The sequence below is a fragment of the Microbacterium sp. Y547 genome, from assembly GCF_057669785.1.
In genome coordinates, this window is the sequence record NZ_JBYHFN010000001.1 from 228,956 (window position 1) to 242,832 (window position 13,877).

At 68.7% G+C, this 13,877-nt stretch carries 15 protein-coding genes; 5 read left to right on the forward strand and 10 right to left on the reverse strand.

Annotated elements, in window-relative coordinates; translation table 11 throughout:
- Positions 1-123 precede the first annotated feature (123 nt).
- The 4 genes from aceB (at position 124) to AC25Y0_RS01195 (ending at position 5,595) form a co-directional block, all read left to right on the forward strand.
- Positions 124-1,788: a malate synthase A gene (gene aceB, locus AC25Y0_RS01180; protein ID WP_488122534.1), complete on the forward strand. Its 1,665-nt coding sequence runs from the start codon at positions 124-126 to the stop codon at positions 1,786-1,788.
- Between the two features lie 51 nt (positions 1,789-1,839).
- Positions 1,840-3,435 carry an isocitrate lyase gene (locus AC25Y0_RS01185; RefSeq protein ID WP_488122535.1) on the forward strand — a complete coding sequence of 532 codons (1,596 nt, stop codon included), beginning with the start codon at positions 1,840-1,842 and terminating at the stop codon, positions 3,433-3,435.
- Between the two features lie 112 nt (positions 3,436-3,547).
- On the forward strand, positions 3,548-4,750 hold the full coding sequence (locus AC25Y0_RS01190; protein WP_488122536.1) for a pyridoxal phosphate-dependent aminotransferase: 1,203 nt from the start codon (positions 3,548-3,550) through the stop codon (positions 4,748-4,750).
- Between the two features lie 47 nt (positions 4,751-4,797).
- On the forward strand, positions 4,798-5,595 hold the full coding sequence (locus tag AC25Y0_RS01195) for a hypothetical protein (RefSeq protein ID WP_488134061.1): 798 nt from the start codon (positions 4,798-4,800) through the stop codon (positions 5,593-5,595).
- 1 nt (position 5,596) lies between these two features.
- Here AC25Y0_RS01195 and AC25Y0_RS01200 read toward each other — a convergent pair whose 3' ends face one another.
- The 7 genes from AC25Y0_RS01200 to AC25Y0_RS01230 all read right to left on the reverse strand — a co-directional run bounded on the left by AC25Y0_RS01200 (position 5,597) and on the right by AC25Y0_RS01230 (position 9,362).
- Positions 5,597-5,800: a hypothetical protein gene (locus tag AC25Y0_RS01200; RefSeq protein ID WP_488122538.1), complete on the reverse strand. Its 204-nt coding sequence runs from the start codon at positions 5,798-5,800 to the stop codon at positions 5,597-5,599.
- Positions 5,801-5,878: 78 nt separating this feature from the next.
- Positions 5,879-7,015, reverse strand: coding sequence for a UDP-N-acetylmuramate dehydrogenase (locus AC25Y0_RS01205; protein ID WP_488122539.1), 1,137 nt, complete (start codon positions 7,013-7,015; stop codon positions 5,879-5,881).
- Positions 7,016-7,019: 4 nt separating this feature from the next.
- Complete coding sequence (locus tag AC25Y0_RS01210; RefSeq protein ID WP_488122540.1) at positions 7,020-7,424, reverse strand: MaoC family dehydratase; 405 nt, start codon at positions 7,422-7,424, stop codon at positions 7,020-7,022.
- Positions 7,421-7,867, reverse strand: coding sequence for an FAS1-like dehydratase domain-containing protein (locus AC25Y0_RS01215; RefSeq protein WP_488134062.1), 447 nt, complete (start codon positions 7,865-7,867; stop codon positions 7,421-7,423). The genes AC25Y0_RS01210 and AC25Y0_RS01215 overlap by 4 nt, the downstream gene beginning before the upstream one ends.
- A 25-nt stretch (positions 7,868-7,892) precedes the next feature.
- A complete protein-coding gene (locus AC25Y0_RS01220) occupies positions 7,893-8,690 on the reverse strand; it encodes a sulfite exporter TauE/SafE family protein (protein ID WP_488122542.1) in 798 nt (265 codons plus the stop codon).
- Complete coding sequence (locus AC25Y0_RS01225) at positions 8,687-9,031, reverse strand: DUF2510 domain-containing protein (protein WP_488122543.1); 345 nt, start codon at positions 9,029-9,031, stop codon at positions 8,687-8,689. The genes AC25Y0_RS01220 and AC25Y0_RS01225 overlap by 4 nt, the downstream gene beginning before the upstream one ends.
- A 49-nt stretch (positions 9,032-9,080) precedes the next feature.
- Complete coding sequence (locus tag AC25Y0_RS01230; protein ID WP_488122544.1) at positions 9,081-9,362, reverse strand: hypothetical protein; 282 nt, start codon at positions 9,360-9,362, stop codon at positions 9,081-9,083.
- Between the two features lie 192 nt (positions 9,363-9,554).
- Here AC25Y0_RS01230 and AC25Y0_RS01235 point away from each other — a divergent pair, with 192 nt between their 5' ends.
- Positions 9,555-9,824: a sugar ABC transporter ATPase gene (locus tag AC25Y0_RS01235; protein ID WP_488122545.1), complete on the forward strand. Its 270-nt coding sequence runs from the start codon at positions 9,555-9,557 to the stop codon at positions 9,822-9,824.
- Between the two features lies 1 nt (position 9,825).
- On the opposite strand, the gene AC25Y0_RS01240 is transcribed toward AC25Y0_RS01235, so the two are convergent.
- The 3 genes from AC25Y0_RS01240 to AC25Y0_RS01250 form a co-directional block, all read right to left on the reverse strand.
- Complete coding sequence (locus AC25Y0_RS01240) at positions 9,826-11,487, reverse strand: alpha-amylase family protein (RefSeq protein ID WP_488122546.1); 1,662 nt, start codon at positions 11,485-11,487, stop codon at positions 9,826-9,828.
- On the reverse strand, positions 11,484-12,446 hold the full coding sequence (locus AC25Y0_RS01245; protein WP_488134063.1) for a TIGR03885 family FMN-dependent LLM class oxidoreductase: 963 nt from the start codon (positions 12,444-12,446) through the stop codon (positions 11,484-11,486). The genes AC25Y0_RS01240 and AC25Y0_RS01245 overlap by 4 nt, the downstream gene beginning before the upstream one ends.
- A 98-nt stretch (positions 12,447-12,544) precedes the next feature.
- Positions 12,545-13,768, reverse strand: coding sequence for an NAD(P)/FAD-dependent oxidoreductase (locus AC25Y0_RS01250; RefSeq protein WP_488122548.1), 1,224 nt, complete (start codon positions 13,766-13,768; stop codon positions 12,545-12,547).
- Between the last annotated feature and the right edge of the window lie 109 nt (positions 13,769-13,877).

The window sequence follows — 13,877 nt, forward strand, 5'->3', positions numbered from 1 at the left end:
ATTCGCATGGCGTGCCCCGAAAGTTCACCCAAAGTGGATGCCACGACACACCGCCCGGCTTTCGCACAACGAACCGCCATCCGTCCCCCACCTTCCACGTTCCGCACAGAGAGGCCAGGACCCATGACACCTGCGACCGCGACGCCGATGCGCACCCACACCGCTGCGATCCCCGCCCACACCCACGAACCGCAGATCGAGATCCTCGGCGCGGTCCGCCCGCGCTACGACGAGATCCTCACCCCCGAGGCGATCGCCTTCCTCACCGAGCTGCACCTCCGCTTCAGCGGACGCCGCCACGACCGGCTGGCCGACCGCCTGCGCCGTCGGTTCGAGATCGGCAACGGACACGACCCACAGTTCCGCGATGACACGCGGCACATCCGTGAGGACACCGAGTGGCAGGTCGCCGGCGCAGGACCGGGCCTCGAGGACCGCCGCGTCGAGATCACCGGGCCGACCGACCCGAAGATGACGATCAACGCGCTGAACTCCGGCGCGAAGGTCTGGCTCGCCGACCAGGAGGACGCCACCAGCCCGACGTGGCGCAACGTGATCGAGGGTCAGCTGTCGCTGCGCGACGCGATTCGCGGCGAGCTGTCGTTCACGAGCCCCGAGGGCAAGGTCTACGAGGTCACCGCCGAGCAGACACCCACCATCGTGATGCGTCCGCGCGGCTGGCATCTCACCGAGAAGCACATCTCGTTCACCGACCGCACCGGCCGTGCCCTGGCGGCGTCGGGGTCGCTCGTCGACTTCGGACTGTACTTCTTCCACAACGCCCAGGCCCTCATCGACAGCGGCCGGGGCCCCTACTTCTACATCGCCAAGCTCGAGTCGAGCGAAGAGGCGAAGCTGTGGGACGACGTGTTCACCTTCAGCGAGCAGTACATGGGCATCGCGCACGGCACGATCCGTGCGACGGTGCTGATCGAGACGCTGCCGGCTGCGTTCGAGATGGAGGAGATCCTCTTCGAGCTGCGCGATCACATCGCGGGGCTCAACGCGGGTCGATGGGACTACATCTTCTCGATGATCAAGAACTACCGCGGTCGCGGAGCGCGATTCGTCCTCCCCGACCGCAGCCAGGTCACGATGACGGTGCCGTTCATGCGGGCATACACCGAGCTGCTGGTGAAGACCTGCCACCAGCGCGGAGCATTCGCGATCGGCGGCATGAGCGCGTTCATCCCGAACCGCCGCGACCCGGAGGTGACGGCGCAGGCGTTCGAGAAGGTCTCCGCCGACAAGAAGCGCGAGGCCGGCGACGGCTTCGACGGCACCTGGGTGGCCCACCCCGACCTGATTCCCGTCGCGATGGCCGAGTTCGATGCCGTGCTCGGCGACCGCCCCAACCAGGTCGACCGCCGGCGCGACGACGTCGAGGTGCGTGCGAGCGACCTGATCGACGTGCACATCGGCCGGCCGGTCACGGCGGCGGGCGTGTACGGCAACGTCTCTGTCGCCATCCGCTATCTCGAAGCATGGCTGCGCGGCCTCGGCGCCGTCGCGATCGACAACCTGATGGAGGATGCCGCCACCGCCGAGATCTCACGCTCACAGGTGTGGCAGTGGATCCACCAGGACCGCACGACCGATGACGGCACGCCGATCACGCGCGAATACATCGAGGGCCTCATCACGCGGGTGCTGGGCGAGGTCGACCGACGCGACGGGGACCGCTTCGACGACGCCGCAGCGATCTTCCGCGAGGTCGCTCTCGGCATCGACTTCCCGGCTTTCCTCACGCTCCCCGCGTACGCGAAGTACCTCAGCGACAGCGAGTGAACCGCTTCCTTCGGCTCCTTCGAGCCCTCGGCACAGAGACCAAGGATTGACATGACCGCTTATAGGAACGACATCGCCGCCATCCAGGCGCTGAAAGACCAGAACGGGCCCAGCTGGGATGCCGTCAACCCCGAGTACGTCGCCCGCATGCGCGCGCAGAACCGGTTCAAGACGGGCCTCGACATCGCGCAGTACACGGCCGATATCATGCGGAGGGACATGGCCGAGTACGACGCCGATGCGTCGCTCTACACCCAGTCCCTCGGCGTCTGGCACGGCTTCATCGGGCAGCAGAAGCTCATCTCGATCAAGAAGCACCTGAAGACCACGAACAAGCGCTACCTCTACCTGTCGGGCTGGATGGTCGCGGCGCTCCGGTCGGAGTTCGGGCCTCTCCCCGACCAGTCGATGCACGAGAAGACCTCTGTGCCGGCGCTCATCGAGGAGCTCTATACCTTCCTCCGCCAAGCCGATGCCCGCGAACTCGACCTGCTCTTCACGAGGCTCGACGAAGCCCGCGTCGCCGGGGACGAGACCGCGACGGAGTTCATCCAGTCGCAGATCGACAACTACGAGACCCACGTCGTGCCGATCATCGCCGACATCGACGCCGGCTTCGGCAACCCCGAGGCGACCTACCTGCTGGCGAAGAAGATGATCGAGGCGGGCGCCTGTGCCATCCAGATCGAGAATCAGGTGTCGGACGAGAAGCAGTGCGGCCACCAGGACGGCAAGGTCACCGTGCCGCACGACGACTTCATCGCGAAGCTCAACGCCGTGCGCTACGCGTTTCTCGAGCTCGGTATCGACAACGGCGTCATCGTCGCCCGCACCGACTCGCTCGGCGCGGGTCTCACCCAGAAGCTCGCCGTCTCGCACGCGCCGGGCGATCTCGGCGACCAGTACAACGCGTTCCTCGATGTCGAAGAGATCGCCGCCGACGACCTCGGCGACGGCGACGTCGTCATCAAGCGCGACGGCACGCTGCTGCGCCCGAAGCGCCTCGCCAGCAACCTGTACCAGTTCCGCTCCGGCACGGGAGAGGCGCGGTGCGTGCTGGATTGCATCACGTCGATCCAGCACGGCGCCGACCTGCTGTGGATCGAGACCGAGAAGCCTCACGTCGATCAGATCGGCGCGATGGTCGATGAGATCCGCAAGGTGATCCCGAACGCGAAGCTCGTCTACAACAACAGCCCGTCGTTCAACTGGACGCTCAACTTCCGCCAGCAGGCATACGACCAGCTCGTGGAGCAGGGCGCCAACGTTTCCGCGTACGACCGCGCCGACCTCATGAACGTCTCGTACGACGACACCGAGCTCGCCCGCCTCGCCGACGACAAGATCCGCACCTTCCAGAAGGACGGCTCGGCCCGCGCCGGCATCTTCCACCACCTCATCACGCTGCCGACCTACCACACGGCCGCCCTGTCGACCGATGACCTGGCGAAGGGCTACTTCGGCGACGAGGGCATGCTCGCCTACGTGAAGGGGGTGCAGCGGCGCGAGATCCGCGAGGGCATCGCCACCGTCAAGCACCAGAACATGGCCGGCAGCGACATCGGCGACAACCACAAGGAGTACTTCGCCGGAGACGCGGCCCTCAAAGCCGGCGGCACGAACAACACGATGAACCAGTTCGGCTGAACTGATCGCTGACGAAGGCCCGGGTCCGCGAGATCCGGGCCTTCGTCGTGTCGGGATGCCGCGGTCGAAATTCATCTCCCGGTGGGAATACCGGCCGACTACGCTCGTAGGCGTGACCGAACGCGCTCCCCTGTCCCGCAAGCTCACCGCCATCGCCGAGTCGGCGACCCTCAAGGTCGACGCCAAGGCCAAGAGCCTCCAGGCCGCCGGACGGCCCGTGATCTCATACGCCGCCGGCGAGCCCGACTTCTCGACGCCGTCGTTCGTCGTGGAAGCCGCCGAGAACGCACTGCAGGATCCCGCGAACTACCGGTACACCCCGGCGGTGGGCCTTCCCGTTCTGCGCGAAGCCATCGCGGGAAAGACCCTGCGCGACTCGGGCCTCGAGGTCTCCCCGTCGCAGGTCGTCGTCACCAACGGCGGCAAGCAGGCGGTCTACCAGGCTTTCCAGGCGGTCGTGAACCAGGGCGACGAGGTGCTGCTGCCGGCGCCGTACTGGACGACGTACCCCGAAGTGATCGCTCTCGCCGGGGGCACCCCGGTCGAGGTCTTCGCGGGGGCCGACCAGGAGTACAAGGTCACCGTCGAGCAGCTTGAAGCGGCCCGCACCGACAAGACGACAGCGCTCGTGTTCGTCTCGCCGTCCAACCCGACCGGCTCGGTCTACACGGCAGAAGAGACCAAGGCGATCGCCGAGTGGGCGCTCGAGCACGGCATCTGGATCATCGCAGACGAGATCTATCAGAACCTCGTCTACGAGGGCGTCCGCGCCGTCTCGGTCGTCGAGGCCGTGCCCGAGGTCGCCGGTCAGACGATCCTCGTCAACGGCGTCGCGAAGACCTACGCGATGACCGGCTGGCGCGTGGGCTGGATGGTCGGCCCCGCCGACGCCATCAAGCTCGCTGCGAACCTGCAGTCACACCTCTCGTCGAACGTCAACAACATCGCGCAGCGTGCGGCGCTCGCCGCCCTGACGGGTCCGCAGACCGAGGCAGAGGAATTCCGCCTCGCCTTCGATCGGCGCCGCAAGCTCATCGTGTCCGAACTCGCCGCGATCGACGGTGTCACGGTGCCGACCCCACTCGGGGCGTTCTACGTCTACCCCGACGTGCGCGGTCTGCTGGGCCGTGAGTGGCGCGGCACGCGCATCGACACGACGCTCGAGCTCGCCGATTTCATCCTCGAGCAGGCCGAGGTCGCCGTCGTGCCCGGCGAGGCATTCGGCCCGTCCGGCTATCTGCGACTGTCGTACGCTCTCGGCGACGACGCGCTCCTCGAGGGCGTGCGGCGCCTGCAGGACCTCTTCAGCGAATAGTCACGCCGCTCCGCCACCTTCCCGTCCACGGTCCAGAGGAGCACGGCATGACCTCCGATGTCTGCGCCCTCACCCGCGTGCGCCGCGCGAGCCTGCTCATCACTGCCACGCTGCTTCTCGCGGGGTGCATGGGCGCCGGTGCGTCGCCGACATCGACCTATACGGATGCCGCGGGCCAGTCGATCGTCATCGACTGGGCGGACTATCCCGCCCATGCCGGGATCGACGGCGAAGCCCTGCTCGGCGCTCCCGATCAGGCCGAACTCGAACAGCCCGCCCGAGAGCTCGTCGAGCGGATCCGCACGGCCGTCGAGGCGGAGTCGGGCATCGCCCTCGCAGCGGGCGAGCCCGAGCGGTCCTGGTTCGGCGACGACCAGTGGCACCCGCAGGCCGGCAACGGCTACGGCGGGGACTCGATGCTGACCACGGTCAACTGCTGCGAACTGCAGTCCGACACGGTCCCGCCGCGCGCCCAGTGGGATGCCGTCATCGCCGCGGCGAGCCGCGCGGCCTCCGACGCGGGCGTGGGCGAGTTCACCCGCGACGGCGATCCAGCCGACGCGGAGTACCGCGACAGGTACTGCACGGCTCCCGACGGCGAATGCTGGCACGTCTCGGCAACCCTCTTCGACGGGTATCAGTGGCTCTTTCTCACGATCCAGGACACGTCGCTGGATCCTTCGGGGCACGCCCTACGCGAGGCTGAGGAGTTCGGCTGGCCGCTGGCCAGCATCGCCATCGGGTACGGCGCGACGGTCGTCCGCGCGGGCGACTCGGCCGCCTACGCGCGGGAGATCGAGCCGTTCCTCGGTCTCGAACGCCCCGACGGGACGACGTCAGACTGACTCAGGCGCTCGCACCATCGCGGTGCGCGGCATCCATCTCGGCCGACTGCAGCTGCAGGATCGCGAGCGCTTCGTGTACGGCCCCGGTGCTCGTGTCGATGTCGCCGAAGTGGTGCAGGAAGCCGTTCGAGTCGCGGACGGAGACCGTGACGAGCGCACGCCCGTGGCGTGGGAGAGCCTTCGATTTCGTTGAGCGCGCGGCCATGTTCGCGGTTCCTTCCGTGCTCTGCGAACATATCGGCAGCCAGGCCGAGCGCCGCGGAAACACGCCGGTCGGGAAGGGTCAGAGCTCGACGCCGATGAGCACGGGCTCGGGCTGCAGCAGGAGCCCGAACTCGGACTGCACGCGGGCTTGGATGAAGCGCGCGAGCTGCGCGAGCTCGGCCGCTGTCGCCCCGCCCCGATTCGTCAGCGCGAGCGCGTGCTTGCTCGACAGCGCCGCGCGCGACCTGCCGATGCGGTAGCCCTTGCCCAAGCCCGCGTTCTCGATCAGCCAGGCGGCGCTCACCTTGACCTCGGACTCCCGCGCGGCCGGCGGCGGCACGTATCCGTCGAAACTCGCCAGCGGAATGACCAGCACCGAGTCGAGGTCGGGTGTCATCTCCCAGCGCGGGCATTCCGGCGGCAGCGTGCGCGCGACCGAGGCCGACACGATCGCGTTCTGGAAGAACGAACCCGCGCTGTGCGTGTCGGGGTCGGCGTCGGCGAGCACCATGCCCTTGCGTGCGCGTGTGGCCAGCACGTGGTCGCGGATCCAGGCGAGGGAGACTGCCTGACCCTCGTCGAGACCGAGGGCCGAGCGCAGCTGCGCCCCCGGGATGGGGCGTTCCGCAGACCCGACCTCGGCCAGCTCCAGCGTCACCGAGAGGATGACCGCAGAGCGAGCGGGAACCGAGCCGTAGTGCTTCTTCAGCACCGATGTCCGAAACCCGAGGCCGAGATCGGCGGCGGGAACGGTCCGCACCTCGCCGTCGGCCTCGTCGATGAGGTCGACCTCGACGAGCGTCTGCACGATCTCCTGGCCGTACGCGCCGATGTTCTGCACGGGCGCCGCGCCGACCGTGCCGGGGATCCCCGACATCGCCTCGATCCCGGCGAGACCGTGCTCGACGGCATACGCGACGAGGGCGTCCCAGTCGTGCCCTGCCTGCACCCGCAGTCGCACGTGACCCGGGCGCGGCGACGGCAGCTGTTCGATGCCTCGAGTGCGCACGCGCACCACCGTGCCCTCGATCGGCTCGTCGCCGACGAACATGTTCGATCCCCCGCCGAGCACGAGCCAGGGCTCATCGTGCGCCCATAGTTCGCGCAGGGCCGAGACGAGCTCGTCGGTCGTGTCGGCGTCGATCATGCGCTCGGGCGCTCCACCGGTGCGCAGCGTCGTGAGCTGCGCCAGGGGTATGGGGGTGATCTCGGGCATGGCGTCAGGCGAGGCGCACGCGCACCTGCGCCTTGCCCAGAACGGTCGTCCCGGCGTGCGTCACGGTGAGGTCGATACGCGCGGTCTCGTCGTCGACGGCGCCGATCTTGGCGACGATCGTGAGGTCGGCCCCCGTCTCGGGATCGACCACGACGGGTCGTGTGAAGCGCACGCCGTAGTCGAGGATGCGGCCGGGGTCGCCGAGCCAGCCCGTGATCGTCTGCACGGCGATGCCCATCGTGAGCATGCCGTGTGCGAGCACGCCCGGAAGACCCACAGAGGCGGCCACGTCGTCACGGTAGTGGATGGGGTTGAAGTCTCCGGATGCCCCCGCATAGCGCACGAGAGATTCACGGGTCAGGTGCACCGAGCGCTCGGCGATGACGTCGCCCACGATCAGCGCGCTCACGCGTCGCCCCCCACCAGCAGCACGGATGTGGCCGTCACGACATGGGCTCCGTCGGCATCGGTGATGGTCGCATCGCTCGTGACCATGGCGTTGCCACCGAGGGTGCGGATGCCGGTGATCGCGAGCTGCGCCGTCAGCTCATCGCCCGCGACGATGGGCCGCGTGTACGCGAACCGCTGCTCGGCGTGCAGGACGCGCGACAGCTCGATGCCCGAGTCGGGCTCGGCGAGCAGCTGCTGCAGCGTGAGGTCCTGCACGACCATGGCGAACGTGGGCGGCGCGATGACGTCCGAGTACCCGAGGGCCCGCGCGGCGTCCGGATCGACATACGGCGCGTCGTCGGCGAAGACCGCGCGCGCGAACTCGCGCACCTTCTCACGGCCCACGAGATACGGAGGGGTCGGAGGGAACTCTCGACCGACGAGCTCGGGGTTCACTGGCACCGTCACATCCTACCGAGCGGGTCGCTCAGCCCCGGCGACCGCGGATCGCCTTGACCGCCATCTGCACGGCGATCACGGTGAGGAAGGCCGCGAACAGGAGGTTCGCCGTGAGCGGGTCGATGATCGTGGCGAGCCACGCGCCCAGTGCCGTGGTCGTGCACGCTGCCCCGCCCACGAGCAGCGCCGCGACGAGGTCGACGTTGGATCGGCGGATGTTGCCGATCGTGCCCGACAGGGCGGTCGGAATCATCATGAGCAGCGACGTGCCCTTCGCTACGAGGTCGCTCGCCCCGAACAGCAGCATCAGCACGGGTACGACGATGACACCGCCGCCGACTCCCAGCAGTCCCGCGAGCACGCCCGTGATGAGGCCCAGTGCGACGAGGCCGAGCACCGTGACGACGGTGATCGGCAGACCCGCATCTCTCGAGGGGATGACGAGGAACAGGCCCACGATGACGACCGCGAGGAATCCCACGAAACCCCAGCGCAGCACGGTCACGGGCATCCGCGGCAGCAGCCAGGTGCCGATCTGGGCGCCGATGACGGCGCCGACGGCGAGGATGAGCGCCGGGATCCACGCGACCGAATCGCTCACCGCGTACGACACGACCCCCACGGCAGCGGTCGGCACGATCGCACCGAGCGATGTTCCGGCGGCGAGCCGCTGATTGAATCCGAGGATGAGGACGAGCAACGGAACGATGACCGTGCCGCCCCCGACCCCGAACAGTCCGGACAGGAGCCCCGACGCGAGGCCGATGCCGATACACGTCAGCACGTAGCGAAGGTCACGCGGGCGAGCCGCGGCATCCGACCTCATCCGATTCCGATTCCGCCCCCGACCGGAAGCGCCGTCGCGGCGCCCAGGAAGAGCAGCGGGATCGCCACGGCGAAGGCGATCACGACGGCGAGCAGCAGCACGCCGAGCACGACCCACACGATCCACGGCCCCGAGCGGCGGTCGCCGGTCGCGGCGCTGAACGCCCCCGATGTGTCGTCGTCGTCATCGGCGAGCCCGGCAAGCTCAGGGGGCAGAGCGTCGATCCCGTCGTCGCCTGGCGCAGAGTCGGGCACGGCGATATGCGGGGTCCAGCTCGAGCCGTCCCACCAGCGCATCGCGCCACGGCCGTCGTCGTACCAGCCCGGGGGCTTCGAGGTCATCCGGCCACGATACCCCTGCGCCCCGTCGCCGGACGGTCGCACACCCGGACTACGCGACGTTCGGACGCGCGTGGAAGGGCTTGCGGTGCGGGATGGGCGCGGGCTTCGTCGACGGATGGCGGTCGTCCACCGAGAAGATCGCGGTCGCCGTGCGGATGATGGCATCCCGCGTTTCGAACAGCTGGACGCCGTGCGCCCCCGCGATCCAGACCACCTCGTACCCCAGCGCGATGCGCTCCACGTAGGCGACGAGCTCACCGGCGTGGCGGTTATGGAGTCGCCACGCACCGTCTCCCGAGGGGACGAGATCGAAGACGGGCGCCGCAGTCATGATCGCTCCTGCTCTCCCGCACACGATGGCGAGTTCTTTCAAGGGTCGGTCGGGAAACCGGAAACAGCCAGGGGGTTGCGCCGGACGACCTGCGGCGCTAGTCACTCGGAGATAGCGGGCGGCGGACTCCTGCGCAACCGGGTCGATGATCCGGGCGCACCCCGCGAGGCTGAAACCGGAAAGGAGCACGACATGAACACCACTCCGGATGCACCGCAGGAGGACCTGCAGCCGCTCGGCGACCGCGACGGCTCGGTCGAGTCGGACCCCGCAGAGGACCCGGCCCAGGCTGAGTGGGAGGGCAGGAGAGCCGACGACGACGAACGGGCCGTCGATGACAGCGAGATCCCCGCGTCCGATCTTCCGGATGCCGCGGAACAGCCCGAGACGCAGGGCATGAGCCCGCTCCTGGCCGAACTCGGCGAAGAGGGCAACGGCGACCTCGCCCCCGAAGACCTCTGACTCAGGCGATGGCGGAGTCGCCCGGCGGTGAGACGCGCATCCACCGGAATCCGTAGGGGTCGAGCGCGAACTCGACCCTCCCCCGATCGTCGATCGTGAGATGGTCGGGTCCGAGCAGATCCCGCAGCACCGTACCGTCGTCGACTGTTCCGACATCGACGGTCACGCGCACGGGGACGGCGGTGAAGTTGTGCAGCGCGATCACGCGCCCGACCTCGGCCGTGACGGCGTGGACCATGACGCCGTCCGCGTCGTGGTCGAGGAACTCGAGTTCACCCCAGCCCAGTTCGACGCACGCGCGGTAGCGCGCGATGAGGGCCCGCACGAACATGAGCAGCGAGTCATCGTCGTTGCGCTGCTGACGGACGTTGACGTGCTCGGGTGCGTAGCCGTCGCCGGGGAGCGGGGCGGTGAGCCGGCTCGGCGCGGCATCCGAGAAACCGCCGTTCTTGCCGTCGGTCCACTGCATGGGGGTTCGCACCGACTCACGACCCGGCACGGCGGGATTCTCTCCCATGCCGATCTCTTCCCCGTAGAAGAGCACGGGTGTGCCCGGCAGCGAGAACATCAGGCTGTAAACCATCCGGATGCGCCGTGGATCGCCCGACAGCATGGGCGGCAGGCGTCGCGTGATCCCTCGCCCGTACACGCGCTGTGCGGGATCGGGCGCGAGCGCGGCGAACACCTCGTCGCGCTCGGACTCGGTGAGTTTGTCGAGGGTGAGTTCGTCGTGGTTGCGCACGAAGTTGGCCCACCCCGCCTCGGACGGAATCGCGGGGCGCGCCGAGAGGGACTCGATGAGAGGCGCGGGATCGTTGCGCACGAGCGACAGGTACAGCGACTGCATCGAGACGAAGTCGAACTGCAGGTCGAGCTCACCGCCCCGCTCGCCGCCGAAGAAGCGCAGCTGCTCATCGAAGGGAAGGTTCACTTCGCCCAGGAGCGCGGCATCACCCGCGCGACGCTGCAGGAACCGCTTCACATCGCGCAAGAACCCGTGCGGATCCGCGAGATCGGCGTCGCCGGGCACGTCGAGAAGGTGCGGCACGGCGTCGAGCCGGAAGCCCGAAACACCCAGCGCCAGCCAGAATCCGATGGTCTTGACGATCTCGTCGCGCACGCGCGGGTTGGCGATGTTGAGGTCGGGCTGATGCTTGTAGAACACGTGCTGGAAGTACTGCTCGGTGCGCTCGTCGTACTCCCACACGCTCGCCTCTTCACCGGGGAAGACCGTCTCCTGCTGCGTCGCGGGCGGTTCGTCACGCCAGATGTAGAAGTCCCGGTACGGCGAGGAGCGGCTGCGTCGCGCCGCGATGAACCACGGGTGACGATCGGAGGTGTGGTTCACGACGAGATCGACGATCACCCGGATGCCGCGGTCGTGGGCCGTTCGCAGCACCTCGACGAAGTCACCGTGGTTACCCAGCCGCGGATCGATGCCGTACAGGTCGCTGACGTCGTATCCGTCGTCGCGGCCCGGCGACGGGTAGAACGGCATGAGCCAGAGGCAGGTGATGCCGAGGTCGGCGAGATAGTCGATGCGCTGCGCGAGGCCGGCGAAGTCGCCCGTGCCGTCACCGTCGCTGTCCATGTAGGTCTCGACGTCGAGGCAGTAGATGACGGCGTGCTTCCACCACAGGTCGCTCGTGTCGCTGATCTTCACATCAGCCTCCTCAGCGCCGGGAGCAATTCGTCTTCGGCTCGGGAGAGGAAGTGCTCCTGGTCCTTCCCCACCCCGTGCAGGTAGACGCGGTCGAAACCGAGGGCGGCGTGCTGCAGGATGCGCGACGCCAGCTCGTCCGCATCGTCGGCGATGAGCACACCCGCCCGCAGATCGTCATCGCTCGGATCGACCGCCCGCGCGTCGAACTCCTCGGGCTGCTCGATGTCCCACAGCGAGTCGTCGATCACGCTGTGCCGCCACTGGTCGCGCGCCACGGCGAGCGCCTCGTCGATCGAATCCTCGAGCGAGACGTGCATCTGCAGGACGCGCGGGCCAGACCCGCCGGCATCCGCGAAGGCGGTGAGCACCTCGTCGAGGACGGCGGGCGACTGCGCGACCGTCGCCAGGCCGTCGGCCCATCCCGCGACCCACGCGGCGGTCTCGGCACTGACAGCGGCCCCGAGAAGGGGCGGCGGCTCGGCGGGGCGCGACCACACGCGCGCCCGGTGCACGTCGATGGCGCCCGTGCGCGAGACCTCCTCGCCCGACAAGAGGCGCCGGATGACATCGACGGATGCCGCGAGTCGCTCTTCTCGCTGAGGCTTCGGTGGCCAGGGGTCGCCCGTGACGTGCTCGTTGACGGCCTCGCCGCTGCCCAGCGCCGCCCAGAATCGACCCGGGAACATCTGCTCGAGCGTTGCGATGGCCTGTGCCGCGATGACGGGGTGGTAGCGCTGTCCGGGCGCCGTGACGACACCGAGCGAGAACCGCGTCGAGGCGAGCGCCGCGCCGAGCCAGCTGAAGGCATGCCCCGATTCCCCCTGCGCGAGTCCCCACGGCGCCAGGTGATCCGAGCACATCGCGCCGTCGAACCCGGCAGCCTCGGCGCGCACGACGGCGCTCAGCAGGGCACTCGGATCGACCTGTTCGTGAGATGCGTGGTACCCGATGAAAACCATGCCGGCGAGTCTTTCCCGCGTCGCGGCTGCGCGGCAAGGCCTTGCGCGCCGCCCCGCGGGCCGGGTACACCGGGGTCAGGAGACGACGGGTGGCCCGCTCAGCGCAAGGGGTCGAACGGGGCGATGGCGGGGTCGACGCGACCCGTCACGATCTGCTGGGCGAGCAGTTTGCCGGTCGCGGGACCGAGGACGATCCCCCACATGCCATGACCGCCCGCAACGAAGACGCCCGGCGCCCGGGTGGCGCCCACGAGGGGCAGCCCGTCGGGGGTGACGGGGCGCGAGCCGACCCACTCGTCGTGCCGGTCGTCGAGGTCCATACCGGTGAAGAGGGAGCGCGCCTGATTGACGATCGCCTGGATGCGTCGCGGCTGCGGAGCCTCATCGGGGCGGCGGAATTCCATCGTGCCCGCGATGCGGAAGCGGCCCTGGTAGGGCGTGCAGGCGATGCGCTGGAACGGCATGTACACGGGGTGATCGATGGGCTCGTCGGTGTCGACCGTGAACGAGTATCCGCGCCCCGCCTGCACGCGCACCTTGACCCCGAGAGGACGAGCGAGCTGGGGCATCCATGCGCCCGTCGCGACGACGACGGAGTCGGCGTCGAGTCGCTCGCCGTTCGCGAGGGTAACGCTCGGGCGTCCGGATGAGCCGACGGCCGTGACCGTGGCATCGGTGCGGATCATGCCCCCGCGTGCGCGGACGGCGTCGGCGAGCGCTTCGACGTAGGGGCCGGGCTCGAGGAATCGCTGCTCATCGAGGCGATAGGCGACCGTCACGGCGTCGGAGAGCTGGGGCACGAGGGCCCGGGGGTCGGAGAGTCGCTCGAATGGCACGTCCTGGCCGTGGCGGATGACCCCCTCGACCTCGCGCAGAAAGCCCTTCGAGTGCGGCTCGTCGGTGAAGCCGACGATGAAAGGGCCCTTCTTCGTCCAGGCGTCGACTCCCCCGTCGGCGAGCTCGTCGAACGCGGCGAGCGCCATCTTGTCGATGGGCGTGAGCGAGGCCATCGTGCGGTTCCACGCGCGCATCGTGCCGTTCGAGGCGAAGCGGGCGAGGAAGGACCACAGTCCGATGTCGGCCCGGAAGGGCACGTGCAGCGCCGCATCGGGGTCGAGCAGAGCCTTGGGACCGTACGTCCACAGACTGGGATCGGCGAGCGGGATGGTCTTGCCCGGGGTCAACCAGCCCGCGTTGCCCCACGAAGACCCGGCCGCAACGCCCGCACGGTCGAGCACCGTGACCTCGACGCCGTGCTCCTGCAGATGCCAGGCGGTCGCGAGACCCACCATCCCCGCACCGATGACGATCGAACGCGCCACAAGACCCTCCTCGATTGGGCTACCTGTCGATAAGTATGCAGAATCACGCGCCTTGCATGCATCCGCGGGCAGATTCCTTGTGTTCGGCGCTATATCCCGGAAGAATCCT

Excerpts from the sequence above, each read along its gene's own strand:
- AC25Y0_RS01245 (WP_488134063.1), bottom strand. The coding sequence starts at position 12,446 with ATGGTTTTCATCGGGTACCACGCATCTCACGAACAGGTCGATCCGAGT.
- AC25Y0_RS01205 (WP_488122539.1), bottom strand. The coding sequence starts at position 7,015 with ATGCCCGAGATCACCCCCATACCCCTGGCGCAGCTCACGACGCTGCGC.
- AC25Y0_RS01185 (WP_488122535.1), top strand. The coding sequence starts at position 1,840 with ATGACCGCTTATAGGAACGACATCGCCGCCATCCAGGCGCTGAAAGAC.
- AC25Y0_RS01225 (WP_488122543.1), bottom strand. The coding sequence starts at position 9,031 with ATGACCTCGAAGCCCCCGGGCTGGTACGACGACGGCCGTGGCGCGATG.
- AC25Y0_RS01200 (WP_488122538.1), bottom strand. The coding sequence starts at position 5,800 with ATGGCCGCGCGCTCAACGAAATCGAAGGCTCTCCCACGCCACGGGCGT.
- AC25Y0_RS01195 (WP_488134061.1), top strand. The coding sequence starts at position 4,798 with ATGACCTCCGATGTCTGCGCCCTCACCCGCGTGCGCCGCGCGAGCCTG.
- aceB (WP_488122534.1), top strand. The coding sequence starts at position 124 with ATGACACCTGCGACCGCGACGCCGATGCGCACCCACACCGCTGCGATC.
- AC25Y0_RS01230 (WP_488122544.1), bottom strand. The coding sequence starts at position 9,362 with ATGACTGCGGCGCCCGTCTTCGATCTCGTCCCCTCGGGAGACGGTGCG.
- AC25Y0_RS01220 (WP_488122542.1), bottom strand. The coding sequence starts at position 8,690 with ATGAGGTCGGATGCCGCGGCTCGCCCGCGTGACCTTCGCTACGTGCTG.
- AC25Y0_RS01235 (WP_488122545.1), top strand. The coding sequence starts at position 9,555 with ATGAACACCACTCCGGATGCACCGCAGGAGGACCTGCAGCCGCTCGGC.